This is a genomic window from Novosphingobium sp. BL-S-20 (assembly GCF_055521635.1).
This window is the reverse complement of the sequence record NZ_CM145494.1, coordinates 2,639,651-2,665,215: the sequence shown is the minus strand read 5'-3', so window position 1 is coordinate 2,665,215 and position 25,565 is coordinate 2,639,651. Positions and strand designations below refer to the sequence as shown.

21 protein-coding genes are annotated in these 25,565 nt (G+C 67.1%); 6 read left to right on the top strand and 15 right to left on the bottom strand.

Translation table 11 applies throughout. The annotated features are described in order from the left end of the window. Positions 1-71: 71 nt before the first annotated feature. A complete protein-coding gene (locus tag ACZ1II_RS20070) occupies positions 72-1,274 on the bottom strand; it encodes a TetR family transcriptional regulator (protein ID WP_465145341.1) in 1,203 nt (400 codons plus the stop codon). 229 nt (positions 1,275-1,503) lie between these two features. On the opposite strand from ACZ1II_RS20070, the gene ACZ1II_RS20065 reads away from it, so the two are divergent. Beyond that, positions 1,504-1,926: a GtrA family protein gene (locus ACZ1II_RS20065; protein ID WP_465145340.1), complete on the top strand. Its 423-nt coding sequence runs from the start codon at positions 1,504-1,506 to the stop codon at positions 1,924-1,926. Here ACZ1II_RS20065 and ACZ1II_RS20060 read toward each other — a convergent pair. The 7 genes from ACZ1II_RS20060 to ACZ1II_RS20030 form a co-directional block, all read right to left on the bottom strand. Continuing rightward, positions 1,895-2,875 (bottom strand): glycosyltransferase family 2 protein, encoded by a 981-nt coding sequence (locus ACZ1II_RS20060; protein ID WP_465145339.1) that lies wholly within the window; start codon positions 2,873-2,875, stop codon positions 1,895-1,897. The two genes, ACZ1II_RS20065 and ACZ1II_RS20060, sit on opposite strands and share 32 nt — an antisense overlap. Before the next feature lie 4 nt (positions 2,876-2,879). After that, positions 2,880-3,836 carry an NAD-dependent epimerase/dehydratase family protein gene (locus ACZ1II_RS20055; protein ID WP_465145338.1) on the bottom strand — a complete coding sequence of 319 codons (957 nt, stop codon included), beginning with the start codon at positions 3,834-3,836 and terminating at the stop codon, positions 2,880-2,882. A gap of 58 nt (positions 3,837-3,894) precedes the next feature. Further along, on the bottom strand, positions 3,895-5,154 hold the full coding sequence (locus ACZ1II_RS20050; RefSeq protein ID WP_465145337.1) for a methyltransferase domain-containing protein: 1,260 nt from the start codon (positions 5,152-5,154) through the stop codon (positions 3,895-3,897). Then, positions 5,147-6,367: a DegT/DnrJ/EryC1/StrS family aminotransferase gene (locus ACZ1II_RS20045; protein ID WP_465145336.1), complete on the bottom strand. Its 1,221-nt coding sequence runs from the start codon at positions 6,365-6,367 to the stop codon at positions 5,147-5,149. Before ACZ1II_RS20045 ends, ACZ1II_RS20050 begins: the two co-directional genes overlap by 8 nt. After that, the gene (rfbG, locus tag ACZ1II_RS20040; protein WP_465145335.1) at positions 6,358-7,494 is read right to left on the bottom strand and encodes a CDP-glucose 4,6-dehydratase; all 1,137 of its coding nucleotides are present in this window, start codon (positions 7,492-7,494) and stop codon (positions 6,358-6,360) included. The genes ACZ1II_RS20045 and rfbG overlap by 10 nt, the downstream gene beginning before the upstream one ends. After that, positions 7,487-8,323 carry a glucose-1-phosphate cytidylyltransferase gene (gene rfbF, locus ACZ1II_RS20035; protein ID WP_465145334.1) on the bottom strand — a complete coding sequence of 279 codons (837 nt, stop codon included), beginning with the start codon at positions 8,321-8,323 and terminating at the stop codon, positions 7,487-7,489. The genes rfbG and rfbF overlap by 8 nt, the downstream gene beginning before the upstream one ends. A 259-nt stretch (positions 8,324-8,582) precedes the next feature. Further along, positions 8,583-10,310, bottom strand: coding sequence for a glycosyltransferase family 39 protein (locus ACZ1II_RS20030; RefSeq protein ID WP_465145333.1), 1,728 nt, complete (start codon positions 10,308-10,310; stop codon positions 8,583-8,585). Positions 10,311-10,595: 285 nt separating this feature from the next. Between ACZ1II_RS20030 and ACZ1II_RS20025 the strand changes: the two genes are divergently transcribed. The 3 genes from ACZ1II_RS20025 to ACZ1II_RS20015 are packed head-to-tail and all read left to right on the top strand — an operon-like array spanning position 10,596 to position 13,382. Continuing rightward, entirely contained in the window at positions 10,596-11,750 is a 1,155-nt protein-coding gene (locus ACZ1II_RS20025) for a glycosyltransferase family 4 protein (RefSeq protein WP_465145332.1), read from the top strand. A 14-nt stretch (positions 11,751-11,764) separates the two neighbouring features. Continuing rightward, on the top strand, positions 11,765-12,724 hold the full coding sequence (locus tag ACZ1II_RS20020; RefSeq protein WP_465145331.1) for an ATP-grasp domain-containing protein: 960 nt from the start codon (positions 11,765-11,767) through the stop codon (positions 12,722-12,724). Next, positions 12,717-13,382: an HAD family hydrolase gene (locus ACZ1II_RS20015; protein WP_465145330.1), complete on the top strand. Its 666-nt coding sequence runs from the start codon at positions 12,717-12,719 to the stop codon at positions 13,380-13,382. Before ACZ1II_RS20020 ends, ACZ1II_RS20015 begins: the two co-directional genes overlap by 8 nt. A 235-nt stretch (positions 13,383-13,617) precedes the next feature. Here the strand turns inward: ACZ1II_RS20015 and ACZ1II_RS20010 are convergent, their stop codons facing one another. From ACZ1II_RS20010 to ACZ1II_RS19990, 5 genes are all read right to left on the bottom strand, one after another. Beyond that, positions 13,618-14,187, bottom strand: a complete 570-nt coding sequence (locus tag ACZ1II_RS20010) for a sugar transferase (protein ID WP_465145329.1) — start codon at positions 14,185-14,187, stop codon at positions 13,618-13,620. Positions 14,188-14,201: 14 nt separating this feature from the next. Continuing rightward, entirely contained in the window at positions 14,202-16,541 is a 2,340-nt protein-coding gene (locus tag ACZ1II_RS20005) for a GumC family protein (RefSeq protein ID WP_465145328.1), read from the bottom strand. Positions 16,542-16,718: 177 nt separating this feature from the next. After that, positions 16,719-17,888: a glycosyltransferase gene (locus ACZ1II_RS20000; protein WP_465145327.1), complete on the bottom strand. Its 1,170-nt coding sequence runs from the start codon at positions 17,886-17,888 to the stop codon at positions 16,719-16,721. Then, positions 17,885-19,306 (bottom strand): lipopolysaccharide biosynthesis protein, encoded by a 1,422-nt coding sequence (locus tag ACZ1II_RS19995; RefSeq protein WP_465145326.1) that lies wholly within the window; start codon positions 19,304-19,306, stop codon positions 17,885-17,887. The genes ACZ1II_RS20000 and ACZ1II_RS19995 overlap by 4 nt, the downstream gene beginning before the upstream one ends. Continuing rightward, entirely contained in the window at positions 19,303-20,664 is a 1,362-nt protein-coding gene (locus tag ACZ1II_RS19990) for an O-antigen ligase family protein (RefSeq protein ID WP_465145325.1), read from the bottom strand. Before ACZ1II_RS19990 ends, ACZ1II_RS19995 begins: the two co-directional genes overlap by 4 nt. A 276-nt stretch (positions 20,665-20,940) precedes the next feature. On the opposite strand from ACZ1II_RS19990, the gene ACZ1II_RS19985 reads away from it, so the two are divergent. Then, the gene (locus ACZ1II_RS19985) at positions 20,941-22,326 is read left to right on the top strand and encodes a pectate lyase family protein (protein WP_465145324.1); all 1,386 of its coding nucleotides are present in this window, start codon (positions 20,941-20,943) and stop codon (positions 22,324-22,326) included. After that, positions 22,323-23,522 (top strand): glycosyltransferase family 4 protein, encoded by a 1,200-nt coding sequence (locus ACZ1II_RS19980; protein WP_465145323.1) that lies wholly within the window; start codon positions 22,323-22,325, stop codon positions 23,520-23,522. The genes ACZ1II_RS19985 and ACZ1II_RS19980 overlap by 4 nt, the downstream gene beginning before the upstream one ends. Before the next feature lie 69 nt (positions 23,523-23,591). Here ACZ1II_RS19980 and ACZ1II_RS19975 read toward each other — a convergent pair whose 3' ends face one another. Together ACZ1II_RS19975 and ACZ1II_RS19970 are read right to left on the bottom strand one after the other, a co-directional pair. Further along, a complete protein-coding gene (locus ACZ1II_RS19975; RefSeq protein WP_465145322.1) occupies positions 23,592-24,845 on the bottom strand; it encodes an outer membrane beta-barrel protein in 1,254 nt (417 codons plus the stop codon). Then, the gene (locus ACZ1II_RS19970) at positions 24,829-25,431 is read right to left on the bottom strand and encodes a polysaccharide biosynthesis/export family protein (RefSeq protein ID WP_465145321.1); all 603 of its coding nucleotides are present in this window, start codon (positions 25,429-25,431) and stop codon (positions 24,829-24,831) included. Before ACZ1II_RS19970 ends, ACZ1II_RS19975 begins: the two co-directional genes overlap by 17 nt. Between the last annotated feature and the right edge of the window lie 134 nt (positions 25,432-25,565).

Below are 25,565 nucleotides of genomic sequence, written 5' to 3'. Positions count from 1 at the left end.
GGCCCTCTAGGTCGGCTCTGTTACGGTTTCAGGACATGTGTTCGATTCTATTGGTAGAATTTAAAGCAATTTCATAACGAGTGTACGTCTTCAGAAAGCGACCTTGCGGTTTCTCTGGACGTGACGAATTCCTGGCCCAGCGCCATGGCGCGCAATCCCGATCCGATCGCGGCCATGACGAGGGCCTGTACTTTCGCGCGATCCGATCCTGCGGGAATGTCCAGCCATTCGGCGAAACGGGCATGGACGTTTTCCGCCCGGCGGCGGCGCATATCGATGGCGAAAGGGCGGACGGCGGGATCGCTCAGGGCCAGAAGCGCGCATTCGTGGGTCAGCCACACGATCTCGCGGTTTCCGGTCTGTGCCTCGTTGGAGCGGATCGCGCTGCGCATCCGCCGATAGAGCGCCTCGACCCCGGCGAACAGGACGTCCCGCTGGGTGGGAAAATGATGGGCGACGCTGGAAGTCGCCGCTCCGGCCGCCTGGGCGACTGCGCGATGCGACAGGGCGCCGACGCCTTGCCGGGCGATGAGGTCGGCGATGCGATCCGCCAGAACGCCTTTCGTGCCCTCCGGTACCTTGGCGGTTTCGTCATGGGCGAGCGCTGCGGGCACGGCGAGACGATCGACCAGAGCCATGTGCCAATCGGTGAGAGCAGGAGCCGGGACGCTGCCGGGTTCGCCCGGCCCGCGCAGCAGGCCGAGGATCGTCGAGCGGCGCAGCAGGCGATAGTCGGTCTCGTCGGCCAGCAGGATGGAGAAGGGCTGCTCGTCCCGGCAATAGCAGGCGATCAGACGGGCCAGCGCTTCGCCTTGCGGCGCATCGCCCAGCAGATCGCGCCAGAGCGCCTCGCCTTCGTCGAGCAGGGCGGCGATCCTCGGCAGCGCTGCGGGTTCGCGGCTGGCCAGGAGAGTCAGTTCGCAGGTGACGATGGCGGAAGTTCGCCGGACGCCCGCGCCTTGCTCCAGCCATTCGCAGATCAGATCGGGAAGAATGCCGGTTTCGAGCGGATCGATCCCTGCGAGCCTTTCGCGCCATTCCGCGCGGATTTGGGCCATGATCGCGATCTCACGCTCCAGCACGGCGGCAATAAGCGCGGCGCGATCGCCGATGCGATAGGTGATCGAACCGACCGAAGTCGCAGCCTCCTCTGCCACGGTCCGCAGGCTCATGCCCGCGATGCCCCTGACTGCAATGATGGTGCGGGCGGCATCGACGAGGCTGGCGGTCTCGGCGGGGTTCGACCGGGAGCGGCGATCGCTGGGGGATTTCATGGCGCCCTGCATATCGCGATCGGCGTGCCAGTCCAGCGGGCTAATCCCTTGGGCGAAATCGTGGCGCGAATGACCGGGGGCGATATGCTTGCGGGGGATTGCCGGACGCGCGCGATAGGGGGCACCCTTGCGGCGGAACCCGTCGCAACAGGATGACGCTCTTGAACCGTACCGCCGCGCAATGCTTGATGGACCATGCGATCGGCGGCTGCCGGGGGAAGGAGGCGGCATGAGCGGCCCCGCCGGGCGGACGGTGCTGCTGGGGCGCGAAGCGGCGACGCTGGCGCGCTTCGCGCTGGTGGGCCTTGCCAATACCGCGATCGGCTATGGCCTGATCCTCGGTTGGTTGCGGCTCGGGCTGGGGGACTATGCGGCCAATCTTGCGGGTTTCGCGATGGGGCTGCCGATTTCCTATGGCCTCCACCGCCACCTGACCTTCCGGGCGCGCCATCGGGCTACCCTCCGCGAGGCGCTACGTTACGGCGCGGCATTCCTGATCGCCTATGGCGCCAATCTCGCGGTGGTCGCGCTGGGCCGAGGCGCCGGGTTCGAGCGCAGCGCCCTGGTGCAGGGCCTGGCGATCTGCACTTATGCAGGCGTGCTCTTCGTGCTCACCCGGATCACTGTCTTTCGCGCGCAACCAGCGAGATAACTTCGGGAAAGTTGAGTTTTTCCTCGACGATCGGCTTGGTGCCGGGCTTGGCCTGAAGGAACAGCCGCCCGACATATTCGCCGAGAATGCCCATGAACACCGCGTTGATCGAGATCGACATGAGCAGCAGGATCGTCGTCGTCGCGAAACCGGCGGGCCAGGCCTGACCCAGCAGCACCCGGCCGACGAGGTAGATGAACGTCAGCACCATGCTCAGCACGCCGATGACGATGCCCGCGATCGAGGCGATCCGCAGCGGCATCAGCGAGTGGTTGAGCACCCCGTCCACCGCCAGCGAGATCATCGACTTGAGCGGAAACTTGCTTTCCCCGGCGATGCGGTCTCTGCGGTCGTATTCGAGGCCGATCTGCGAGAAGCCCATCGCGCTGATCAGCCCGCGCAAGTAAGGCGAGGCATCCTCCACCTTGTGCAGTTCGACGAGGATGCGGCGGTCGACGAGGCGGAACTCCCCGGCATTGACCGGCAGGTCGTCGTCGCTGATCCAGGTGATGAAGCGGTAGAAGGCGCGGCGCAGCGTTGCGATGAAAAAGCCGTCCTTCAGCGAGCGACGGATGCCGTAGACCACCTGGTGGCCGACCCGCCAGAGGCCCAGCATCTCGGGGATCAGTTCGGGCGGGTCCTGAAGGTCGCAGTCGAGCTGGATCGAGCAGGCGCCGGTCGCCGCCTTGTAGGCGCAGAGCAGCGAACGCTGGTAGCCGTAATTGCGCGAGAAGCGGATGACCTTCAGTGCCGGGTCCTTCCGGGCGAGGTCTTCCAGCAGTTCGAAGGTGCGATCGGTCGAATGGTTGTCGGTGACGATGATCTCGTAACTGTATTCGGGCAGCTTCTCGAAGACGCGCACGATCGCCTCGTAGCAGCGCACGACGTTGAGTTCCTCGTTGAAGGCAGGAACTAGGATGGAAACCAGGGTCTTCGGCTCGGCGTTCACGGGTCTATCCTGCTTTCGTGCAGAGGGCGTTTTCGTCCGCGATGGTGCGAGCGAGGCCTTCGTCGAGGGCGATGCGGGGACGCCAGCCGAGGCGCGCGGCGGCGAGGTCGGGACTGGAGCGCAGTTCCACGGGTTCGTCCGCGATGGCCGAGCGGGGGAGGAAGCCTTCGCCGCAGCCGGTCATCGCCTCGATCCGGCGGGCGACCTGGTCCATCGTCGGCGCTTCGCCGGTGGAGATGTTCACGCAGTCGAGGTCGCCGCCGAACGGGGCGCTGCGGGCAATGTGCAGCAGGGCATCCACCGCGTCGTCGACGTGGAGCAGGTCGCGTCGGTCGTGCGGGCGGCGGATCGTCATCGGGCGGCGCGACAGGCAGGCGTCGATCAGGGCCGGGATCAGGAAGCTCGGCGCCTGTCCCTGTCCGTAGCAGAGCGCGAGGCGGGCGGTGACGACCGGGAAGGGCAGGCGCGGCGCGAGCATCGCGATGGCCTCGGTCGTGGCCAGCATGCCTGCACCGTAGGGGGTCGAGGGAATGGCGCGTGCGTCCTCGCGATAGGGCAGCGCGGCGCGGCCATATTCGGCGATCGTTCCGGCGCGCACCACCACTTCGGGCGGGCAGGGAAGTTCGGCCAGCGGCTCCAGCAGGTTGAGCGCAGGGCGGAGGTAGATCGCGTCGGCAGTACGGGCGGAGGTGAAGTCCGGCTCGGGCGGCAGGCGGGTCTCGGCGGCGAGATGGAACACGCGGCGCGGGGCCATGGCGCGGATGCAGGCGCGGATCGCCAGCCGGTCCGAGAGGTCGATGCGGTGGATCGTCAGGCGCTCGGCGAAAGGCGAGAGGCGGCCGAGTTCGGTGGAAGGGCGCACGATCGCGTGGACGTCTCCGCCGTCTTCCAGAAGGCGGCGGACGAGATGTGCGCCGATGAAGCCGCCGGCACCGGTCAATAGCGTTACGCCTTCGGCCACTGGGCAACCCTTCCGAAAAGGTCCGGGCCGGGTTGGTTCCGGCTCCGGACGGTTCAGTTCAGCACACGATCCTGGGCACCGGCAGCGGCACCAGGAACTTGCCCCCGCGAGCGCGGAACGCCGCCTGTTGCTCGAAAATCTCGTCGAAGAAGTTCCAGGCGAGCACGAAGAGCACGTCGGGTTGTTCTTCCTCGATGGCCTCGACCGGGCGGATCGGAATGCGCGTGTTCGGCGAATAGAGTCCGTGTTTCAGCGGGTTCCGGTCCACCAGGAAATCGAGATAGCTTGTGTCGATGCCGTAGTGGGTGATGAGCGTGTTGCCCCGCGCCGAAGCGCCGTAGCCTGCGATCTTCAACCCGTGGGCCTTCATCTCGTCGAGCATGGCACGCACGTCGCGGCCCATGTCTTCGACTTCGCGCGCGAGCATGTCGTAAGTCTCCGGCACGAGCATGCCGCCCGCCAGTTCGTCGCGCAGCATGTCGGCGACCGACTGCGAGGGGCCGATCCCGGCCGCCTTGCGGTTCAGGAACACGCGCATCGAGCCGCCGTGGATGTCGGGCAGCGAGAGCGCGTCGGTCACTTCGAGGTCGAAGAAGGCGGCGAGTTTGACGATCGAGAGCAGGCTGAACTCGGAGACATGCTCGTGGTAGATATTATCGAACTCGGTGTGGTCGATGTACTCCTTGGCGCGGGGCACTTCGATCACGAAAGTCCCGTCATCGGCCAGCAGGATCGAGATCGCTTCCATGAAGGTGTGCAGATCGCCGATGTGGTTGAAGGTGTTGGTGGTGACGATCACTGTGGCCGGGCCGCGCTGTGAGCGGACCAGTTCGGCCGAAGTGGGTGTGAAGTAGTCGATGTGGGTTTCGACCCCGCGCTCGGCGGCCATGGCGGCGATGTTTTCGGCCGGGTCGAAGCCCAGGGTCTTGCAGCCCAGTGCATTGCAGGCGGCCAGCAGCAGGCCGTCGTTGCTGCCGATATCGACGATCAGCCCGTCCCCGGCGCGCTGCGCCAGCACTTCCGCGAAGCCCGCGAAGTGGCTGTGCATCCGCGCCGCGCCCGAGGGCACGTAGAGATAGTGGCGGAAGAAGTCCGCCGGAATCTGGTCGGCGATCTCCACCAGCCCGCATTCCAGGCAGACCTGGGTATTGAGCGGGAAGGAGGGCTGTTTGGCGCCGAGATCGTCCGGACGGATCAGCATCTGGCCGGGGGCATGGTCGCCCAGCGGCAGGAACAGATAAGGCGCAGGGGCCTTGCAGGCGCGGCATTCCGAGAGGATGTCGGTGGCTTCCTGCTGGGGGATCGGCATTTCAAGCATTGGCGGCCTCCCGCGAAGGTGTGGTCGAGAGCGAGCGGACGAAGCCCTCGAAAGTCTCGTGCATGAAGTCGAGGTGGGCCTCGGTCAGGCCATGGTGGCAGGCGAGCAGGATGCCGCCCTTCATTACCGCGTCGGCGACCGGATAGCCTTCCGGCGCGGCCTTGAGCGGCACGCCCTGCATGGCGGGCTGGCGCAGGATGTTGCCGGTGAAGACCGGGCGGGTCTGCACGTCGCGCTCTTCCAGCCATATCTGCATCTGGGTGCGGGTGAAGGGCGCGTCCTCGCGAATGGTGAGCGGGAAGGCGAGCCAGCCGGTGCGCGATTCGGGAAGCTGTTCGGGCAGGACGAACCAGTCCTCGTACTGCTTGAAGAAGGCGTATTGCCGGGCGAAATTGTGTTCGCGCGCGGCGATATTGTGGTCCAGCTTCTTGAGCTGGACGAGGCCGAAGGCGGCGCCCATTTCCGAAGGCTCGACGTTGAAGCCCAGCTCGTCGAACAGGAACTTGGCGTCGTAGTCGATGCCGTCGAGCGCGACGTTGAAGCGCTTCTCGATGCTTTCGGAATCGACGTAGAGCGAGCTGGTCCGGCCCCAGGAACGCAGCAAGAGCGCGCGGCGGGCGAGGTCCTCGTCCGAGACGCAGAGCATGCCGCCGTTGCCCGCCGCGTTGATGACGTGCGAGCCGTAGAAGCTGGTGGTGGAAATGTGCGAGCGGGTGCCGGTGCTGGTGCCGCGCAAGCTGGCGCCCAGGGTATCGGCGCTGTCTTCCACGACCATCAGGCCGTGCCTGTCGGCGATCTCGCGGATGCGGTCCCAGTCGGGCAGGTTGCCGATCAGCGAGGGGATCATCATGGCCCTGGTATTCGGCCCGATCATCGCCTCGATCTTCTCGACGTCGATATTGTAGGTGCCGACCGCCGAGTCCACGAATGCGGGCACCAGCCGTGAACGCACGATCGGGGCGACGGTGGTGGCGAACGTCAGCGCCGGGGTGATGACCTCGCTGCCCTCCGGCAGGTTCAGCAGTTCGATCGCGAGGTAGTTCGCCGAGGAACCGGAATTGACCATGATGCCGTGGTCCTTGGCGAAGAGCGCCGAGACCTGTTCCTGCATGGCGCGGACTTTCGGCCCCATCTGGGTGGATGTCCGCAGAACCTCCAGGACGGCGGCGATCTCCTCCTCGCCGTGGACGGTCTGGCCATAGTTCACGCGCATAAAGCTGCTTCCCCCTCAAATGTTTCGTTGAAATCCCCGGAATAGCGGGCGATCTGCGCCTCGCTGAAGGCGCGCATGTTTTCGCTTCCGGCCGCGAAGGCGCGGTACCACTCGGCGCTCATCGTCACCGCCTGCTCGGTCGAGAGACGCGGGCGCCAGCCGAGCCGCGCATGGGCCTTGCTGCTGTCGAGCGTCAGCATCCCGGCCTCATGCGGATCGTCGGGCCGCCGCCCGAAGGCGATCTGCGCCACCCCCGGCCCCCAGGCCCGCTGGAAGTGGCGCGCGATTTCCTCGACATCGAGGAAGCCATCGGCGCTGGGGCCGAAGTTCCAGCCTTCGGCAAAGCGCGGCGCATCCTCCCCAAGAAACCGCGCACCCAGCATCAGGTAGCCCGCAAGCGGCTCCAGCACGTGCTGCCAGGGGCGCACGCTGGCCGGATTGCGGATCGTCACCGCAGTGCCCGCAAGGGTGGCGCGCACCACGTCGGGCAGCAGCCGGTCGAGCGAATTGTCGCCTCCGCCGATCACGTTGCCCGCGCGCACGGTGGCGATCTGGCAGCCTGTCGGGTCGGAGAAATAGGAGCGCCGGAACGCGGCGGCGACCAGTTCGGTACAGCCTTTCGAGGCGCTGTAGGGGTCGGCCCCACCAAGTGCGTCGCTCTCGCGGTAGGGCCATTCCCACTCGCGGTTCTCGTAGCACTTGTCGCTGGTGACGACGACCACGCCGCGCACCGAGGGCATCCGCCGCACCGCGTCCAGCACGACGGCGGTGCCGGTGACATTGGTCGCGAAAGTCTCCACCGGATCGTCGTAGGATGGGCGCACCAGCGCCTGCGCGGCGAGGTGGAACACGAGGTCCGGTTCCAGGCCCCGGCAGGCTTCTTCATAGGCACGGGCATCGCGGATATCGGCGATGCGGTGGTCGACCAGCCCCCCGAGGTCGACCGTGTGAAACATATCAGGGCCTTGCGGGGGGCGGTGCAAGGCGACTCCGATGACCTCTGCACCCAGTTGCCTGAGCCAGAGGCACAACCAGCCACCCTTGAAGCCGGTGTGGCCGGTCACCAGAATCCGCTTGCCCCGGAATGCCGAAACAAGCGCCTGATCCAGTGAGCCTTTTTCAGGCATGTTGCAGCTTCGTCGGGACGTCGGTGCTGAGTACCGGCTGTCCGTTCTCGAAATCCATCCACGGCGGCAGGGCCTGGGTGCCCAGCTTGTCCAGCGTGTCGCGGTCGCGCACGGTGTCCATCGGGTGCCAGAAGCCCTTGTGCTTGTAGGCCATGAGCTGGCCGTCATGGGCAAGGCGCGTCAGCGGCGCCTGCTCCAGCGGTTCCTCGTCTCCCGAAAGGTAGTCGAGCACGCCCGGCTCGAAGACGAAGAAGCCGCCATTGATCCAGGTCTCGTACTTGATGACCTTCTCGGTGAATTCGACGACCTGCCCGCCGGTGCCGTCGCAGGCGCCCAGTTCGAGGTTGCCGAAGCGCGCCGGAGGCTGGACCGCGGTGACGGTGGCGAGCTTGCCATGCGAACGGTGGAACGCCAGCAGCGCGTCGAGGTCGATATTGCCCACCCCGTCCGAGTAGGTGACCATGAAGGTCTCGTCGTCGAGCCACGAGCGCAGGCGCTTCAGGCGCCCGCCGGTCATCGTCGCCAGGCCGGTATCGACCACCGAGACGCGCCAGTCGATCTTGGACGTGGGGCGCAGGGCCATCTCGCCATTGCCGATGCCGACCGTGAAGTCGTTCGACATGAGGTGGAGGTCCTGGAAAAAGCTCTTGATCGCCATGGCCTTGTAACCGCAGGCGACGATGAAGTCGTTGTGTCCCCAGCGGTCGTAGATATCCATGACATGGAGCATGATCGGACGGCCGGCCACTTCGACCATGGGCTTGGGAACCCGGACCGTTTCTTCGGCAAGGCGGGAGCCAAGGCCCCCGGCGAGCAGGACGACTTTCATGACCGCACCTCCGGTGTCGGAATTTTCTGGAGAATTGCTCCCGTCGATAAGGCAAGGTTAAGGGCAGTTCGGGCCGGTGGAGAAGTGTTCATCGGGGTTAGGCAGCTTTAGCCAGCCGGGGTGCCAAAGGGCTAAGCGCTCACCTGCAAATGCGCGGCGGGGCCATTTGGGGAGGCCCCTATATGCTTTCGCCGCCCCGGCCCTTTCGCTTACGCGGCAGGGGCGGGGCGGCGGTGAGGCGGGCCGTTATGATGGACGCTTATTCCAGCTCGGCGGGGTCAGGCGGACGGCGGTAAAGCACCGGCCCGGCGTCGCCGCGCTTTCCGGTAAAGGCCTTGTAGCCGTGGCTGCGAGCATAGTCGGCGAAGGCCTGCTCCAGCGGTTCCTCACCGCTCACCAGAATGGCCGAGGGGCGATTGGCATCGAGCCAGGACGTGAGGTGGGTGGGCGAAGTCGTGGTCCAGTAGGTCCGGTCCTGCGGCGGCAGGTAGTCCGCCACGCGGTAGACGAACTGTCCGGCGGCGAATTCGGGGGGCAGCGAAAAGCTGCCTTCCAGTGCCAGCACCGGCGAGAGGGTGGCCACCGTATCGCCCGAGGAAGCCCCTGCATTGCGAGCGAGGGTGCGCATCTCGCGGTGGATCTTCACGCCCTCCCATGTGGCGGGGCGAGATAGCGAGATCAGCCCCGGTGCCAGCCGCGATCCCGCGCAGAGCAGCGCCACGAAAGCCAGCGAGAGCAGCACAGCATCGGCCGCGCCCCGGTTTTCGCTCAGCGTGCGGGCGCGCAGCAGCACGACCAGCAGCACGAGGAACGGGATCGGCGGCACGAAATATTGCGGGAACGAGGGGGTCGGCACGAAGGAGATGGCCACGCCCATCACCGCCAGCGCGGCGGCGAGCACCACCGGCCAGGACCAGACCGCCAACACGCCGTCCCGCCAGCCACGTCGCCATAGCGGCAGGGCGATGAGCGCGACCGTGCCGACGAGCGCCAGCAGGGTCGCGTTCGAGGTCCAGATTTCCTCGGCCAGCAGGATCTTCTGGGCGACGCTCATGATCTTGGGGTCGGTGGAATGGGACCAGTACGCGGGCTGGAGCTGGGTGAAGTAGCGGATCGTATGGGCGAAGAAGGCATCCGGGTCGGAAGCTATGGCGATCAGCGCCGGAACCCCGCCCGTCAGGCCGCCCAGCGCCAGCGGCACCGTGCCGCAGACGAGTCGCTGGCGCAGCGGATGGGCCAGCGGCGCCAGCATTGTGGTCAGGGCCACGAAGGGGGCGAGGAAGATGTAGTTGGCCTTGAGTCCCACGGCGACCGAGATCAGCACGCCCGCCACGAAGCAGCACATCCACGAAGGCCGCTCGCGGTCCAGCCCGCAGAGCAGGAAATGGATGGCCATCAGCGCGAAGGGTAGCGGCAGGAAGTTGTTGCTGACCATAAGGCCCGGTGCGCCGATCAGCAGGACATTGCCCATCAGCAGCATCGCGCCGGTGAAGAAGGCCGGAAACCCGGCGCGCTGGCGCTGGGCGATGAGCCAGAGCGCGGCGATCGCCATGGCCCAGGATGCGGCGATCAGCAATCGCCCCAGCAGCAGCAGGTGGCCCGTGCCGGTCAGCCAATAGAGTCCACCGAGCATGTAGGGCAGGTAGGGCAGGTGGTTATAGCCGAAGTCGCGGTAGATATCGCCGCTGCCCCAGAGCCGCGCCACGGCGATGAAGAGGTTCTCGTCGCGCCCGATCGGATAGGCGAGCAATCTTCCGACCAGCCCGAGATAGAGCACCGCGAGCAGCGCCGAGGCGGCGAGCGTCGCCAGGTTCGGCGCGGTACGCGGTGCCAGGCCGCCCGGCCCATCGCTCAGTCCGGTGGATATCGAAGCGGACAGCCCTGCGGCTTCGGCGCTTATACCTGCGTCCGGCAGGGGTGGCGGAGCGGAATAGCCTGGGTCCTGCGCCAGGTTTCCCTCGGCGCTCGGCGACATGTCGCGTTTCATCATCGGCTCCCCTGTTGCTCGCCCCTGGTGTGCGCCCTCTGCGCGAGAGTGTGGCGGATGCGGCTGGCGAACGGGAGCGCGATTAGGGCGTACCCACTCCGGATGACGATGCCTCGGACCTGCCCCGGAGCTATCCCGGACCTGCCTCTGAATCGAACTCTCCAATAAAGGGTTAGACCGCATGAACGCCTGTCCGCCGCCCCGGCATCGGTTAGGTTCGGGGGCAATCGACGGAACAGGTTTTCACCCAGGCGGACTGTTTCCCCAAGCGAACAAGGGGGCCCCTTGGCACTTACACCCGGCAAGATGCGTATCGCGATCCTCGCCTCCGGCCTTGGTGCCGGCGGGGCGGAGCAGGTGATCGCCCAGCTTGCGCTCCACTGGTGCGGGGCGGGGCACGATGTCGCCGTGATCGCCTTCGACCACAGCGAGGACCCTGTGTTCCATCGCCTGCCGGAGCAGGCCGCTCTGCACCGGCTGGGCGGCGACAGCGGTTTCGTGGGCATGGCCCGGCGGGTCGTCGCCCTGCGCCGGGTACTCATGCGAAAGCGACCGCATGTGATCGTTTCGTTCCTGACCAAGAACAACCTGATCGCCGCGCTCGCCACGGTGGGGACGCAGACTCGTCTCGTCTGCGCCGAACGCAACAATCCCGAGCGGCAGGACACGCATCCCTTGTGGAACCTGCTGCTGCGTCTGCTCTATCGCCGCGCCGACGCCATTGTCTGCCAGACGGCGGCGGTGCGGCGCTGCTTTCCCGTTGCCGTGCAGGACAAGCTGGTGACGATTCCCAATCCCGTTCCGCTACCCGACGTCGCGCGCCCGGCGGCCGAGGTGAAGCGTCTCTGCGCGGTGGGGCGGCTGGCCCATCAGAAGGGCTTCGACCTGCTCGTGGCCGCTTTCGCCAAAGTGGCGCCGCGCTGGCCGGACTGGCGGCTCGACATCTGGGGCGAGGGGCCGGAGCGTGCCGCGCTGGAGGGGCAGGTCCGCGATCTTGCGCTGGAGGAGCGTGTGGCGCTGCGCGGGATCAGCCCCCGGCCGCGCGCCTGGGTGGCGGAGGCGGGAATCTTCGTGCTGTCCTCGCGCTACGAGGGATTTCCGAACGTGCTGGGCGAGGCGATGGCGGCGGGCCTGCCGGTGATCGCCACCGACTGCGATTTCGGCCCCGCCGACATGGTGGAGCACGGCCGCAGCGGGTTGCTCGTGGAAAGCGAGAATGCCCTGGCGCTGGGCGAGGCGATGGCCGGGTTGATCGGCGATCCCTGCGCCCGCGCCCGTATCGGGGCGGCGGCGGAGGAAGGGATGGCCCGTTTCCAGCCGGGAAGGATACTCCAGCAGTGGGATCAGGTGCTGGCGCAAGTCCTGTCCCCCCGGCATGGTGGCGAGAGATTCGCCGCTGTCTCGGCCAATGCCGGGCGAAGGGCCGGTGCAAAAGGATGATCGGGGGGAACCGGGTGGTACGGATACTTTTCACGTCGGCCGGGCGCCGGGTCGAACTGACTCGCTGTTTTCGCCGCGCGGCCGAGAAGCTGGGGCTGCGCGCGGAGATTCACGCCTGCGACCTTGAACCCGAACTCAGCGCCGCCTGTCTGGAGGCCGAAGTGGCCTTTGCGGTGCCGCGCTGCACCGCGCCGGACTATGTGGAGCGCCTGCTGGACCACTGCCGCCGCGAGCAGATCGACCTGCTGGTGCCGACGATCGATACCGAACTCGACGTGCTCTCTCGGGCGCGGGAGCAATTCGCGCAGGTAGGCACTCTGGTCCACGTCAGCGCGCCTGAAGTGATCGATGTCGTGCGCGACAAGGAGCGCACCGTCTCGGTCCTGGCCGAAGCGGGCGTGCCGGTGCCGCGCACGGCGCGGATCGAGGACTTGCGCGGCGATCCTTCGGGCTGGACGTTTCCGCTCTTCGTCAAGCCGGTGGGCGGCAGTGCCAGCCGGGGCATCGGCGTACTGCAATCGGCGGCGGACATCCGCGACGACTATCCCGAGCCGATGCTGGTGCAGGAACTGCTGCGCGGGCCGGAATATACCATCAACATGTACCTCGACGCGCGCGGGCGGATGCTCTCGGCGATCCCGCATCTGCGTATCTCGACCCGCGCGGGTGAGGTGGAGAAGGGGCGCACGGTGCGCGACCCGCGCATGATCGCCATCGCCGCCGACATTGCCGCGGCCCTCAGAGGCGCCGAGGGGGTGCTCTGCTTCCAGCTGATCGACGATCCCGACCGCGGCCCGCGCGTCTTCGAGATCAATGCCCGCTTCGGCGGCGGCTATCCGCTGGCCGACCATGCCGGGGGGCGCTTTGCCGAGAGCCTGCTGGCCCGCGTTACGGGCCGCGCCGAATGCGCGAGCGATCTCTGGCGCGAGTGCGTGACCATGGTGCGTTACGACAGTGCCGTGTTCCGTGGTTGATATCGCGGACAAAGTCGTCGTTCTCGATCTCGACGACACGCTCTATCTCGAACGGGATTTCGCACTGAGCGGGTTTGCGGCGGTGGGGCGGCATCTGGAGGAGAGCCACGGCGTTTCCGGCTATGCGGCGGAATGTGCGCGCCTGCTCGACGAAGGGCATCGCGGCACCGTGTTCGATGCGGCGCTGATTGCGCTCGGAGTCGCCGCGATCGAGGTCGCTCCGCTGGTATCGCTCTATCGTGGCCACGTGCCGGAAATCGCTTTGGCCGAAGACGCGGAGCGGCTGCTCGCACGGCTCGGCGCGCGGCCGAGCGCGATCATCACCGATGGTCCGGCCCAGACCCAGGGCAACAAGGTCGCCGCGCTGGGGCTTTACGACCGCATCGGCAAGGTGGTGCTTACCGGCCTGCTGCCCGAGGGCTGCGGCAAGCCTCATGCCATGGCTTACGAGATGGTGGAGCAGTGGTCCGGCCGTCCGGGGGCGGCGCATGTCTACATTGCCGACAATGCGGCCAAGGATTTCGTCACCCCGCGTGCGCGCGGCTGGACAACCGTTCAGATCCTGCGTGAGGGCCGGATTCACGCCTGCATCGCGCCGACGCCTGCCCACGCCGCGCACCATGTGGTGATGTCGTTGGATGAACTGGTGCTGGCTTGATGGGCCTTCGACAAGCCCAGGCCGAGCGGGTTCTGAAATGAGTGCATTCTCATTGGGGGTTCTGAAAGGGGCGGTTGAGAGAACTGATCTCGCCTCGCCTCGCCGCCACTCTCAACCCGCTCAGCCTGAGCCTGTCGAAGGCCCCGAGGCGTGGCGCGCCGATCCATGCTTCGACAAGCTCAGCATGAGCGGGTGGGAGGTGGGGCGGGTTGAATTGATCCGGCAGTAGCCTGCCTCAATCCGCCAGAGCCACCTCGCGCGACCGCCGCTCGCCGCCGACCATGACCCAGAGCGTCAACGCCACGATCCTGAGATCCAGCAGCGGCGAGGCATTGTCCACATACCAGAGATCAAGCGCGATCTTCTCGTCGAGCGAGAGCAGCGTATTGCCGTTGACCTGAGACCAGCCGGTCAGCCCCGGCCGCACCCGGCCTCGCGCTATTCCCCGAGCGCCGAGGGCGGCGATGGTCTCGGGTAGTAGCGGGCGTGGGCCGACGAAAGTCATGTCTCCGGCGGCGACGTTCCACAGGCCCGGCAGTTCGTCGAGACGGCTGCGGCGCAGGAAGCGGCCGAAGGCAGTGACGCGCGCCTCGTCGGGCAGTGGCTTGCCATCGGCCCCGGTGGCATCGCGCATCGAGCGCAGCTTGAGCAGGGTGAAGTCCCGCCCCTCGCGGCCCGCCCGGCGCTGTCGGAACAGCACCGGGCGACCCATCGAGAGCAGCACGCCCAGCCCCAGCAGCAGGAGCAGCGGCAGAAGGGTGAGCAGGAGCAGCGTGGCGAGCAATCGAAGGGAAGCGAAGGCCACTCGCGCGCTCCTGCTCACGCTTCCACGGGGCGCCAGGAGTGACCCCGGAAGAAGCGCCGGACTTTGGCCGCCCACTCGTCGCGGGTGGGGACCGGCGAGGAGTAGTAGCTGGCCGAGTCGGCGTAGAACTGCACCGAGTCGCCGTAGCGGCGGCGGGCATGTTCGGCGTAGTCGACCTGGTCGAAGATCACCCCGCCGACGCTGTCGTCCAGCATTTCCAGCGCGGCGCGCATCTGGTCGCCGGTCGTGTGGCCCCAGCGGGCGACCAGTACGGTCTGGTCGGCGAAGTGGCACATCGCCCGCGCATCGCGCACCGCAAGGGCGGCGGGGGCATTGATGATGACCAGTTCGAAGCGCTCGCGCAGCTGTTCCAGCAATGTCTTCAGGCGGTTGGACGAGAGCAGCAGCGCGGGTTCGGCTACCGGGTCCTTGGCGCTGAGCAGGACGATCTTGTTGGCGCCTTCCGGTTCGATCACTTGCGTACCGTCGGCGGAAGTGATGAGCTTGCCGTCGTAGGGATGGGCGGAACGCGGGCTGACCAGACTGTCGAGGTCGGCGCGGCCGCAGACGATGTCCACGAGGTCGGGCACCTGCATCTCGTTCTGGAGCCGCTGGAGCGCGCCGCGCTTGCGTAAGTCGAGGTCGAGGATCACCGTGCGGTCGCCCATGGCGATCCCGGCGGCGGCCAGCGTCAGCGAGACCGTGGACTTGCCGTCGCCCGGCAGCGGCGAAGTGACCAGCACGACCTGCGAATTGCCGCCCTTGCGGTCGAGCGCGCGCACTTCGGTATAAGTCGAGCGGGCGACTTCGGCGAAGAGCGACTGCGGCTCGTGGATGACTGGGCTGTCGTTCGGATCTTCCGAGAGGTTGCTGTCGAGCAGTGGCAGCATGCCCAAGGTCGGCAGCCCGAAGAGGCGGCGGATCTGCGCGGTGGTGCGCAGGCGGTCGTCGAGGAAGTCGCGGGCGAAGGCGATCAGGAAGGCCAGCACGCTGGAGCCGAGCAGGGCGGTGATCGCCATCTTGACCGGCGCGGGCGCGACCGGATCGAAGTCCGGCACCGCCGGGGAGACGACCGAGGAAGACACGCCTTCCATCTGCATCTGCGCGCGGACTTGTTCGACGCGGCCGGCGATCGCCTTGTAGGCATCGTCCGCCAGGGTCGATTCGCGCACCAGCTTGTCGAGCTGCACCGAATTGGCGGTGTTGCGATAGGCGGTCGAGCTGAGTCCGGCGACGATGCCTTCGAGGCGGCTGGCCTGGGCGCTGTTGCCTGCCGCTTCGCTGCGGGCAAGTTCGGTCATCTGCGCGGCCTTGGCCGAGGCATCGGCCTGGGCGGCGGCCTGGACGCGGGCCTGCTCCTTGACGATGCCGTCATTGACCGTGGCCAGCTGGGAATTCAGGCGCTTCACGTCGGGATGGTTTGGCCCGAGGCTGGTGGAGAGCTTGGAGGTTTCGGCCACGAGTTCGCCGCGGGTGCGTTCGAGCTGGTCGAGCACGCCGGAACTGGCGAGTGCGGTGCTCTGCATGCGGCTGGCGCGGGCGATCCCGGCGCTGCGGGCCATCGAGGCATCGCGCGCGGCGATGGCGGAGGCGCTCTGCACGGCGATGCGGTTGAGCTGGGCGAGGTCTTCGGTCCCGCCTGCGCCGGTCAGCATCTGGTGCTGACCGCGGAAGTCGGCGACGCGCTGGGCGGTCTCCTCGGCCTCGGTGGCGCGGGCCTGCTGCTCCTGTTCCAGCGAGGCGAGCAGTTCGGCGCGGCGCTCGTTGGTCTTCATCGTGCGCAGCGAGCGAACCGAGACCGGGATCTGGTTGGCGATCGAGGCGGCCAGGACCGGCGAACCGGCGGTCACCGAGATTTCCACGAGGTCGGAACCGGCCTCGGAGCTGATCGAGACCATCGAGAGGACCTTGTTGGTCGCCACTTGCTGCAGCACCCGCTTGTCTTCGGGAATCTTGCCGAGTTCCTTGAGGAAGTCGTTGTCCTTGGTCAGGTGGAGGTCGGCGACGACCTGCTCGGCGGCGGAGCGCGAGCGATGCAGGCGCACGGCATTCGCGACGCGTTCGGCATTGCGCGAATTGACGTCGGCCTGGTTGGTGCCGACTTCGTCGATTAGCTCGACCTGCACGGTGGAGGAGGCGCGGTAGAGGGTGGGGGAGAGCAACTGCTGCACCAGTACGGCTAGGGTGATCGTGCCGATCACCAGCGCCATCATCGTTCGATGCCGGTAGAACACGCGAAGCAGGTCGCGCGGGCCGACCTGCTGATCGGACGATGGGATATCCCGTGATGGCGCCGGTCCGCGGTAATGCGCCGGCGCGCCGCCGATCGGGCTGGTCGCGATTGCAGTCGACATGTGTGCCCCTCCAACGAGGTGAAGTGCGCCGCCTTTGCGGGCGGCTTTCGTGAACCTTGCCGTCCTCCCTCGGGACGGTGCGGAGTCGTCCGCGCGGGACGGTCTTCATCGTGAACTATGCGGTCAAAGCTGGACCGCGCAAAAAGGGCATCGGGGCCGCGCGGGCCTCAATAGAGACTAGTCCTTTTGGGGGACGCGGCGGCGCAGCAGGGCGGAGTAGAGTTCGAGGTGGCGCGCGGCGGCGTTCTCGATCGTGTACTCGCGGCTGGTGGCCAGCGCGCCGGTCGAAAACTGGCGGTAGAGCGAATTGTCCTGGGTCAGCCGCAGTATGGCGGCGGCCAGCGCCTGGGGCTTGTCGAGCGGGCAGAGCAGCCCGTTCTGGCCCTGCCGCACCAGGCCCCGGTTGCCCGCGACATCGGTGGCGACGACAGGCAGGCCCATGGCCATGGCTTCCAGGATGGCCACCGAAAAGCCTTCGTAATGCGAGGTGTTGAGATAGAGGTCGCTGCGCTTCAGCAGGTCGGGCACGTCGCGCCGTTCGCCGAGGAACTCGACGACATCGCCCAGGTCCAGTTCGCGGACGCGGGAGCGTAGGGCCTCCAGCCCTTCACCGCCGCCTGCGACGCGCAGGACCGGGGGCGGCTGGGCCTCGGTCGCGCGGTCTTTCAGGATGCGGGCGGTCTCGATCAGCAGCGGGTAGTTCTTCTGGTCCGAGACGGCGCCGACCGTCAGCACGTTGCAGGGCCGCCGCGCCGCGACGCGCGGGGAGGAGGCCTTGTAGCGTGAGGAGGGCGCGTTCTGGATCAAGGTGAAGGGCCGCCTCGACCAGTGCCGGTAGATTCCGGCGGTGTCGTTGCTGATCGCGACATAGTGATGGACCACCCGGTCCAGCGCGGAAAACAGCGCGGGGGGAAAGCTCAGGCGACTATTGTGGTAAGTGAAGACGATCGGCCCGGAAAAGCCGCTGAAGGCCAGCATCGTCACCGCGCGCACGGTATGGGCATGGACGACGTCGGGCCGGGCCTCGGCCAGATGGCGGCGCAGCGCCAGCACGCCCGGCACCAGACGGCGGCGGCGGCCGAGGTGCAACGATTCGAACCGGCAGCCGCTCTGGGCGATCTGGTCGATCAGTTCGGCTTCCATCTCCGGCGAATTGCCCAGCACCGGCGCATCGCAGAGGGCGAGGATCGTACCGCGCGCGCCTTTGGCGGCAAAGGCGGCGTTGAGGTTGGTGACGAGGACTTCCGCGCCGCCGGAGGTCAGGCTGGTGATGATCGAGCTGACCTTCAGCGGCGGCTGCGGTTCGGTGTCGCGGGGAAAGGCCTCGATCGGGGAATGGACCGTCATGACTCGGGTTCCATGGCGTAAGCGCTGTTGGCAGGAGCCGGTTCTTGCCCGGCGCGGCGCAAGTTGCGCCAGAACGCCAGGTCAAGCAGGATCACCGTCGCCAGCCCGAAGGCGATATGGGCATAGTTGGCCCCGAGCGCGCCGTAACGCGGGATCAGCAGGAAGGCCGCCGTGAAGAATGCGGCGGTCGAGGCGAAGCTGGCGGCCAGCACATAAGTTGGCCGGTTCATCGCCAGCAGTGCGGCGCGCGCAGGGGTCGCGTGGAGGGTCAGCAGCACCGCGAAGAGCTGGACGAGCAGGAGCTGGTAACTGTCCGCGAAGCCGGGGCCGAACACCAGCTCGATTGCCGGTCTGCCGATCAGCCAGCAGGCGCCCACCGCCGCCAGTGCGATCCCGGCGAGCGAGAGTTGCAGGATCGAGACCAGCTGCCCCATCGCGCCGGGTCCGACTTTGCTCCAGAGGCGCGCGAGGTCGGGATAGATCACGGTCTGGATCATGTCCCCGGCGGTCTGCGCCACTTTGGCGATGCGGCGGGAGAGATAGTAGAGGCCCGCCGCGGTGGCGCCTGCAAAAGTGCTGACCAGCAGGGTGTCCATCTCGTGCGTCATCGTGCGCAGGGTGGAGGAGAGGTTGGTCGAGATCGCGAAGCGCATGAAGCCCGGAAACCGGCCCGGCAGATCGCGCCAGTCGGCCTTGAGCGGGTTGGGGATGCCGTTTTCGGAAAGGGCGCGGAAGCCGAGCAGGTTGAACAGCGCCGAATCGAAGATCTGGCTGACCGTCCAGACCAGCACGAACCAGATCAGCCCGCCCCCCAGCGCATAGAGCAGCGCCGAAAGCGCGAAGCGGGCGACGAACGAGGCGAGCTGGACATAGGCGAGAATGCGGAACTTGCCCGCAAGGCGCAGCGCCGCGCTGGCCATGCCGCGCGGGTTGCAGGCGATCGCGCAGGCATAGATGGCGACGAGGTGGACGTTGTCCCGGCCGATGCCGATCAGGTCTCCGGCCAGCCAGGCCACCAGCACGCTCATCACCGCCGCCACGAGGGCGCTCGCCACGTCGAGCAGCAGCCCATAGGCATAGAGCGAGGACATCCGGCCGACGTCACCGTTCTCTTCCTCCACGGCGACGAAGCGCACCAGCGGTTGCCACGATTCGAAGCGGATCAGCCGCTCGCAGACGCGCCCAATCGCCAGCACCACGGCAAGGATGCCGAACTGCTCCTGTCCGAGCGCGCGGGTGGCGATGGCGAGGCTCGCCATCATGATCATCACGCCGCCGAAATTGCCCGAGAGCAAGTGGCCGATGCTGACGAGGTGGGGCCTCAGCATCTCGCTGCCGCGCCAGCGGGCGAACTGCCGGGACAGGAAGGAAGCCTCGCGGTGCACGGCGACCTCGCTTGCGCTTTCGATGGGGGTCATCCTGCTTCCGAGGTCCGTTCTGGTTCCGAGGGTTCGGCCTGGCTGCGCCAGGCCGGGCGCCGTGTCATGGAAAGGGTGGCGGCTCCGGCGCCGGCGCTCGCCAGCGCGAACATCAGCATTGCCGGGCCGTTCCACATCCGCGCGAACATGTGCGGCAGCGACATCGCGTAAAGGAAGAACACGCCCAGCAGCGCCAGCGCGCAGACCCCGTCGGTGCGACTTCGCCCGGCAATGGAAGTGCCGTGCACGAACATCGCCGCGAACATCAGGCACAGGCCGAGGAAGGAGATCACGCCGCCTTCGTTAAGCACCAGCAGATAGAGCTGGTGGACCGGCATGCCGTAGGCGCTGGCCTTGCGGTAGCCGTCGCTGCCGAGGCCGATCAGCAGGTTGTCGCCCGACATCTGCCAGGCCTCCTGGATCAGCACCGAGCGGCCGACGAATGTGCCTGCCTTGGTCGGGTCGCCGGAGACGACCGCGTCGCCCACCCGCTGCTCGAACACGGCCGGAACCGGGCCGCCGAGGCCGACATAAGCGCCGACCACCAGCAGCACCGGCAGGGCGATCGTGATCACCGTGCGGATGCGCGAGAGGGCGAGGACGAAGCCGATCGACAGGATCGTCGTGGCGAAAGCCGTGAAGCTGGCGGAATAGACCAGCCCGGCGACGATCACCAGCGCCAGCGGCACGGCTAGGACCGGGCGCAGGCGCTTCTCGATTACCGCATGGAGCAGGAAGATCAGCGCGAAGACGCAAACCGCGCCGTTCGAATTGGGCTCTCCGGTAAAGGCGCCCAGACGGCCATTGCCGGTGACGACGTACTTGTTGACGTACAGGTTGATCATGTCGCGGCTGAACAGGTTGACCAGCGCGATCCCCACCGCCTGCGACACCGCGACGCCCCAGACATAGGCGAGCGCGGACTTGCGCAGCACCGGTAGCGAGCAGTTGGCCAGGACCATCGGGATTAGCAGCAGCGCGAAGGCATATTGTCCGGCGACCACCGGCCAGCGGGTGAAGTCTCCGTGCATGGTCGAGCCGACCAGCATGCCGCCCAGCAGCATGACGATGCCGCCTACCCAGAGCACCGACATCCGCCCCATCATCCGTGCGTTCAGCCCGCGCGAGACGAGCATCAGCAGGGTGCAGACGATCAGGATCATGTCCGACATCGTCAGGTTGGCATTGGGAAGCCGTCCCACCTGCCACCAGCTCAGGAAGAAGGCCGCGGCAGGCAGCAGCACGGCGATCGCGCGGTCGTAAGGCGAGGCCGACTCGCGGGCCGAAACGAGAGCGGGCCGCCAGGATGCGGACTGCGGCGTCCCGTCGTCGGGTAGCTGGGTCAGGATAGCGGCCATGTCCGCGATCATGGGCCAGTGAATCGCCCCAAGGCAAAGGCCAGTCCGGACAATAAGGGAGCGCATAGATGTTAGCGCAAAAGGAGGAGGCGGCCTGCCGGGCTAAGTCCAAATGGTAACTTGTGCGGGGGTGGCGGGAGGCCCACGTTCCTGCCCTTGCATGGCGGGTGCATGGCTCTGCGCGGGGCAGGTCCGGGAACGTCGTTTCCCCGCGATCTCCAGGGCCTTCGGGAACCGCGCCGGACGGTTTCGTCCCCTAGTGGCAGGAGAAACGGCATGACGGCGGTGAGACTCGGGAAGAAGCCCCCTTTGCGCACGATCCTGGTCCTGACCGCAGCGGGCGTGACCATCGCGGCCATTGCGCTCGGCATTGCTGGCACGACGAGCGAGGAAGTCATGGCGGCGGCGCCGGTCGTGAAAGTTCCTGCCGGCAAGAAGTCCTTCCCTGCCGCCGTCGGTTACGGCGCGACGAGCGTGGGTGGGCGCGGCGGGCGGATCATCTACGTCACCACCCTGGCCGATTCCGGCGCCGGTTCCTACCGCGCCTGCGTCACCGCGACCGGTCCGCGCGTCTGCGTGTTCCGGGTCAGCGGGGTGATCCGCTTCACCCAGCGCCCGCCGTGGATCATGTCGCCCTACCTGACGATCGCCGGGCAGACCGCGCCGGGCAGCGGCATCACGCTCGCCCATGGCGGCGGCAAGAACGGCCTGACGCCGCTGGTCATCAAGGATACTCACGATGTCGTCGTGCGCGGCATCCGCGTGCGCAACGACCGCGTCGGCGGCAACCGCGAGGCGGAAGACAGCATCACCATCGAGAAGAGCAGCCGCGTGGTGATCGACCATGTCAGCGCCTCCTGGGCGCGCGACGAGCTGATCAACGGCTACGACGACAACGACGAGATCACCATCAGCAACTCGATCTTCGCCTGGGGCATTCCCAAGCACGACAAGTGCGCGTTGCTGGCCAGCGATCCGGTGGACAAGCAGAAGCTGAGTTTCATCGGCAATCTCTGCGCCCACAATGGAGACCGCAACCCGGACATCAACTTCCCCAAGGGTTCCTGCGTCGAAGTCATCAACAACGTGCTTTACAACGCCGCCTCGGAATTCGCCGAGGTCTGGGAAAGCTACGGCGGCAGTCCGGTCTCGATCGTCGGCAACAGCTTCATTGCCGGGACCAACACGACGGCGATGAGCCGGGGCGTGGCGCGCGAGACGCAAGGATCGACGGGAACCGCCTCGATCTATCTCTGGGACAATGATTTCGACGGCAATTTCAAGCATGTCAGTCCCGAAGTGGTGCCTGCCCAGATTCAGCAGGCGCCGTGCCCGCTGACGGTTCAGCCCATGAGCGCTTCGGCGGCCTATACCTCGGTGCTCGCCCGCGCCGGGGCGTTCCCACGCGATGCGATCGACAAGGCGGCAGTGGCGGACGTCAAGGCCCGCACCGGCCGCATCGGCTCGCCCGCCCCGGCGATCCCGGCGCCGACTTCCGGCACGCCCTACGTCGATAACGACAAGGACGGCATGGACGATGCCTGGGAACGCGCCAACGGCCTCGACCCCACCCGCAACGACGCCTGGGGCGATGCCAACGGCAACGGCATCGAGAACTTCGAGGAATTCCTCAGCTATCGCGAGAAAGGGTTCGGCCTTTGAGCGGCCTTGCAGCCCCGTTTGAGCGGGACATTTCGGCACCGGCGAGGGTAGAGGCGCGAAGCCGAGCCTTGCGCATCTGCTTTCCCTTCGCGGGGGATGAACTGGGCGGCAGCCACGTTTCCGCGCGGGGGCTGATGGAAGGCCTCGATCCGGGGCGTTATCGCCTGCTGGTCGTGCCCGAAGTGCCGGAAGGCACGATCGCCGGGTTCTTCTCGGAATTTGCGCAAGTGCCCGACCCGGCGCCGCCCGCACGGTCTTTCGTGCCGGGCGCCCGGTTCGGCCTTGGCAAGGCGCTGCGCGCGCTGGCAGGCGTGCCGCGCCGCGTGCGCTTCCTGCGCGAAAACGCGATCGACGTGGTGCACAGCAACGACGGGCGCAGCCATGCGGGCTGGGCGCTGGCGGCGCGGCTGGCAGGCGCAAAGCTGGTCTGGCACCATCGCGGCGATCCCGATGCGCGGGGCCTGCGCTACGCCGCGCCGCTCCTGGCGAACCGAATATTCACCGTCTCGCGCTTCTCCCTGCCGCAGGGCGGCAGCAGTGCGGCGAAAGCGGCGCAAGTGGTCTACAGCCCCTTCGACACCAGCGTCACCGCCGACTGGGCGACAATGCGCCGCACCCTGATCGAGGAACTCGGCTGCGCGCCCGATGCGGTGCTCTGCGGCTGGTTCGGCAATTTCGTGCAGCGCAAGCGCCCGCTCGAATTCGTCGAGGCGGTCGAGCGGCTGGGCGCCTTGCTGGACAGGCCGGTGGTCGGGCTGATGTTCGGCGATCCGCGCAATACCGAAGTGGGGGATGCTCTCCTCGAGCGCATCGCACGGGTCTCGGGCAACGCGCGTGCCGTCATGATGGGTTACCGCGCGCCGGGCCACGAATGGCTGGCGGGCTGCGACCTGTTGCTTGTCCCCGCCGCGCGAGAGCCGCTCGGGCGCACGCTGGTGGAGGCGATGCTGGTCGGTACCCCGGTCGTCGCCACCGATTCCGGCGGCAATCCCGAAGCGCTGGAGGGCGGCTGCGGCGTACTCTGCCCGCTCGACGACCCTGCCGCCATGGCCCGCGCCGCCGCCGACCTGCTCGCCGATCCCGAACGGCTCGACGTGATCCGCACCCGCGCGCGGGGCGAGGCCCGGCGCCGCTTCTCGCGTGAGAACCACATCCGCCAGGTCACCGCCGTCTACGAGGAACTGATAAGGAGGTAGTCGTCCTCGCACAGGAAAAGCCCTCCCGCATCAGGCGGAAGGGCTTTCACAGGGGACTTCGAGAGCCGGTCAGAACCGCATGCGGAACGAGGCGCCGATCTTGGCGCGATCGAATTCGAGCGTCGGATCGTCGCTGGTGCGCTTGCCGTAGTTGACGTAGGCCGCGACCGACATGTTGCGCGAGAAGATGTATTCGACCTCGCCGTTGAGCGTCGGTGTCTGTTCCTTGACGCCCGAGCCGTTGTAGCGGCTGCGGCGATAGCCGCCGCCGACGGTGGCGTAGAGGTTGTGGCGGATTTCCTGCTGGATCGAGAGCTTGACCGTGGTGTCGGTACGCGACTGGGCGCCGCTGCGGAAGGTTGCGACGTCGCCGTTGAAGGCATCCAGCATGATCGCCGTGCGCTGGCGCGGGCGATAGGTCAGGCTGCCCGAGACCGAAAGGCCGGTGCGGCTGCGGGTCAGGCTGTCCTCCGGCACGAAACGGAACATACCGGCCGAAAGATTGCCTTCCAGCACGCCGCCCGGTTCGAATTCCACGCCGAGGCGGCCGCCCCAGGTCGTGGTGTTGCGCTTGCTGCCGCCCAGCGTCCGTTCGAGGCGGAAGTCGCGTTTGGCCACGAAGGCGCTGGCGGTCACGAACGTGATCCCGGTGACGCGCCAGCCGACCGTGGCCACGCCGTTCAGGCCGGTGAAGTCGCGGTTGGCATCGGCGGCGGCAAGGGCATTGTACTTGGTGGCGTTGCCCTGAAGGTCGAACAACAGGCGGCGGGTCATGTGGCGGAACCGCAAGTCCACGCCCAGGCTGTCGATTTCACGCGGGCCGGAGGACGGGTCCTGGCGCGATTCCGGGCTGCCGCGTTCCTCGACCGCGCGCTGGTAGAAGGCGCGGCCGGTGACGGAAGTCGTCGTTACCGGAGCCCAGCGCAGCGAGCCGTCGACCACCCAGGCCTCGGTATTCTCGGTCTTGAGATCGGCGAAGCGCCGGATCGTCGCTGAACCGTGCGCCGTGGCGCTCAGCGGGCCGGGCGCCGTGGCGATCTGCACTTCCGGTGTCAGTTCAAGGTGCACGTCGTCTCGCGCATTGCTCGGCGTGGCATAGACGTTGGTGTCGTATTCCACGCGCGCTTCGCCGCCGAGACTGACGTTGAGCGAGCCAAGGCGCATCGGCAGTTCCTTGTACTCCTTGGCGTCCGGATAGACGGCCGAGGCGGTCGAGCCGATGTCGCGCGCCTGGGCCAGGGCCTGCTGCGGGACGGCAAGCAGGAACGGGACTGGCGCGGCCAGTGCGATTGCCCCCCGCACGGCCTTAGAACCACCGCTCATAGACGCGGATCCGGTCACCCGGCAGGACCGTGGCGAACTCGTCGGCGCTGGCGGTCACGTCCTTGCCGCCCACGATCCGGGTCACCGCGACTTTGCCGGTCTTGGCGCGGTAGGTATAGCCGCCCGCGGCCGAAATCGCCGCCAGCACCGTCATGCCCTGGCGATATTCGAACTGGCCGGGCTTGTTGACTTCGCCGACGACATAGAACGGCCGCAGTTCCACCGGGCCGACATTGACCACCGGGTCGCCGGTCATGATCCCCTGTCGCAGCAGCGATGCGGCGATGCCCTGCTCGATCTCGCGATAGGTCATCCCGGCCACATCGACCTGCTTGATATAGGGCAGCGAGATCGCCCCGCTGTCCTCGACGATATAGTCGCCGTTGGCGCTCTGCAGGTCCTGCACCACGATGTGGAGCTTGTCGCCCGCACCCACCCGGTAGTTGCCTGCCGGAGCGGATGCGAGCGTGGGCATCGATGCGGTGGGCGAGGAACATCCGCCAAGCATCGAAGTCGAAACCAGTACAGCCGTCAGCGCAGCCGCCGACAGGCGCGACGTCAATCGCCGCGTAAGACTGTGAGACATTCCGGGTGCCCTCCCTTGTATCGTACCCCTGAACCGAGGCCGCGGGCGCCGCGTCTGTCGTTGCGCGGAGCGACGCCCGTCGAACCACCCGCAGAAGGTGGCCTAAAATACGCCGGAATGCCTTGGTTATTAAG

What these genes read in the sequence shown, in the direction of transcription:
- ACZ1II_RS20070 (WP_465145341.1), bottom strand. Translation starts at nt 1,274, where the DNA reads ATGAAATCCCCCAGCGATCGCCGCTCCCGGTCGAACCCCGCCGAGACC.
- ACZ1II_RS20065 (WP_465145340.1), top strand. Translation starts at nt 1,504, where the DNA reads ATGAGCGGCCCCGCCGGGCGGACGGTGCTGCTGGGGCGCGAAGCGGCG.
- ACZ1II_RS20050 (WP_465145337.1), bottom strand. Translation starts at nt 5,154, where the DNA reads ATGCTTGAAATGCCGATCCCCCAGCAGGAAGCCACCGACATCCTCTCG.
- ACZ1II_RS20045 (WP_465145336.1), bottom strand. Translation starts at nt 6,367, where the DNA reads ATGCGCGTGAACTATGGCCAGACCGTCCACGGCGAGGAGGAGATCGCC.
- rfbG (WP_465145335.1), bottom strand. Translation starts at nt 7,494, where the DNA reads ATGCCTGAAAAAGGCTCACTGGATCAGGCGCTTGTTTCGGCATTCCGG.
- rfbF (WP_465145334.1), bottom strand. Translation starts at nt 8,323, where the DNA reads ATGAAAGTCGTCCTGCTCGCCGGGGGCCTTGGCTCCCGCCTTGCCGAA.
- ACZ1II_RS20030 (WP_465145333.1), bottom strand. Translation starts at nt 10,310, where the DNA reads ATGAAACGCGACATGTCGCCGAGCGCCGAGGGAAACCTGGCGCAGGAC.
- ACZ1II_RS20005 (WP_465145328.1), bottom strand. Translation starts at nt 16,541, where the DNA reads ATGTCGACTGCAATCGCGACCAGCCCGATCGGCGGCGCGCCGGCGCAT.
- ACZ1II_RS20000 (WP_465145327.1), bottom strand. Translation starts at nt 17,888, where the DNA reads ATGACGGTCCATTCCCCGATCGAGGCCTTTCCCCGCGACACCGAACCG.
- ACZ1II_RS19995 (WP_465145326.1), bottom strand. Translation starts at nt 19,306, where the DNA reads ATGACCCCCATCGAAAGCGCAAGCGAGGTCGCCGTGCACCGCGAGGCT.
- ACZ1II_RS19990 (WP_465145325.1), bottom strand. Translation starts at nt 20,664, where the DNA reads ATGGCCGCTATCCTGACCCAGCTACCCGACGACGGGACGCCGCAGTCC.
- ACZ1II_RS19985 (WP_465145324.1), top strand. Translation starts at nt 20,941, where the DNA reads ATGACGGCGGTGAGACTCGGGAAGAAGCCCCCTTTGCGCACGATCCTG.
- ACZ1II_RS19975 (WP_465145322.1), bottom strand. Translation starts at nt 24,845, where the DNA reads ATGAGCGGTGGTTCTAAGGCCGTGCGGGGGGCAATCGCACTGGCCGCG.
- ACZ1II_RS19970 (WP_465145321.1), bottom strand. Translation starts at nt 25,431, where the DNA reads ATGTCTCACAGTCTTACGCGGCGATTGACGTCGCGCCTGTCGGCGGCT.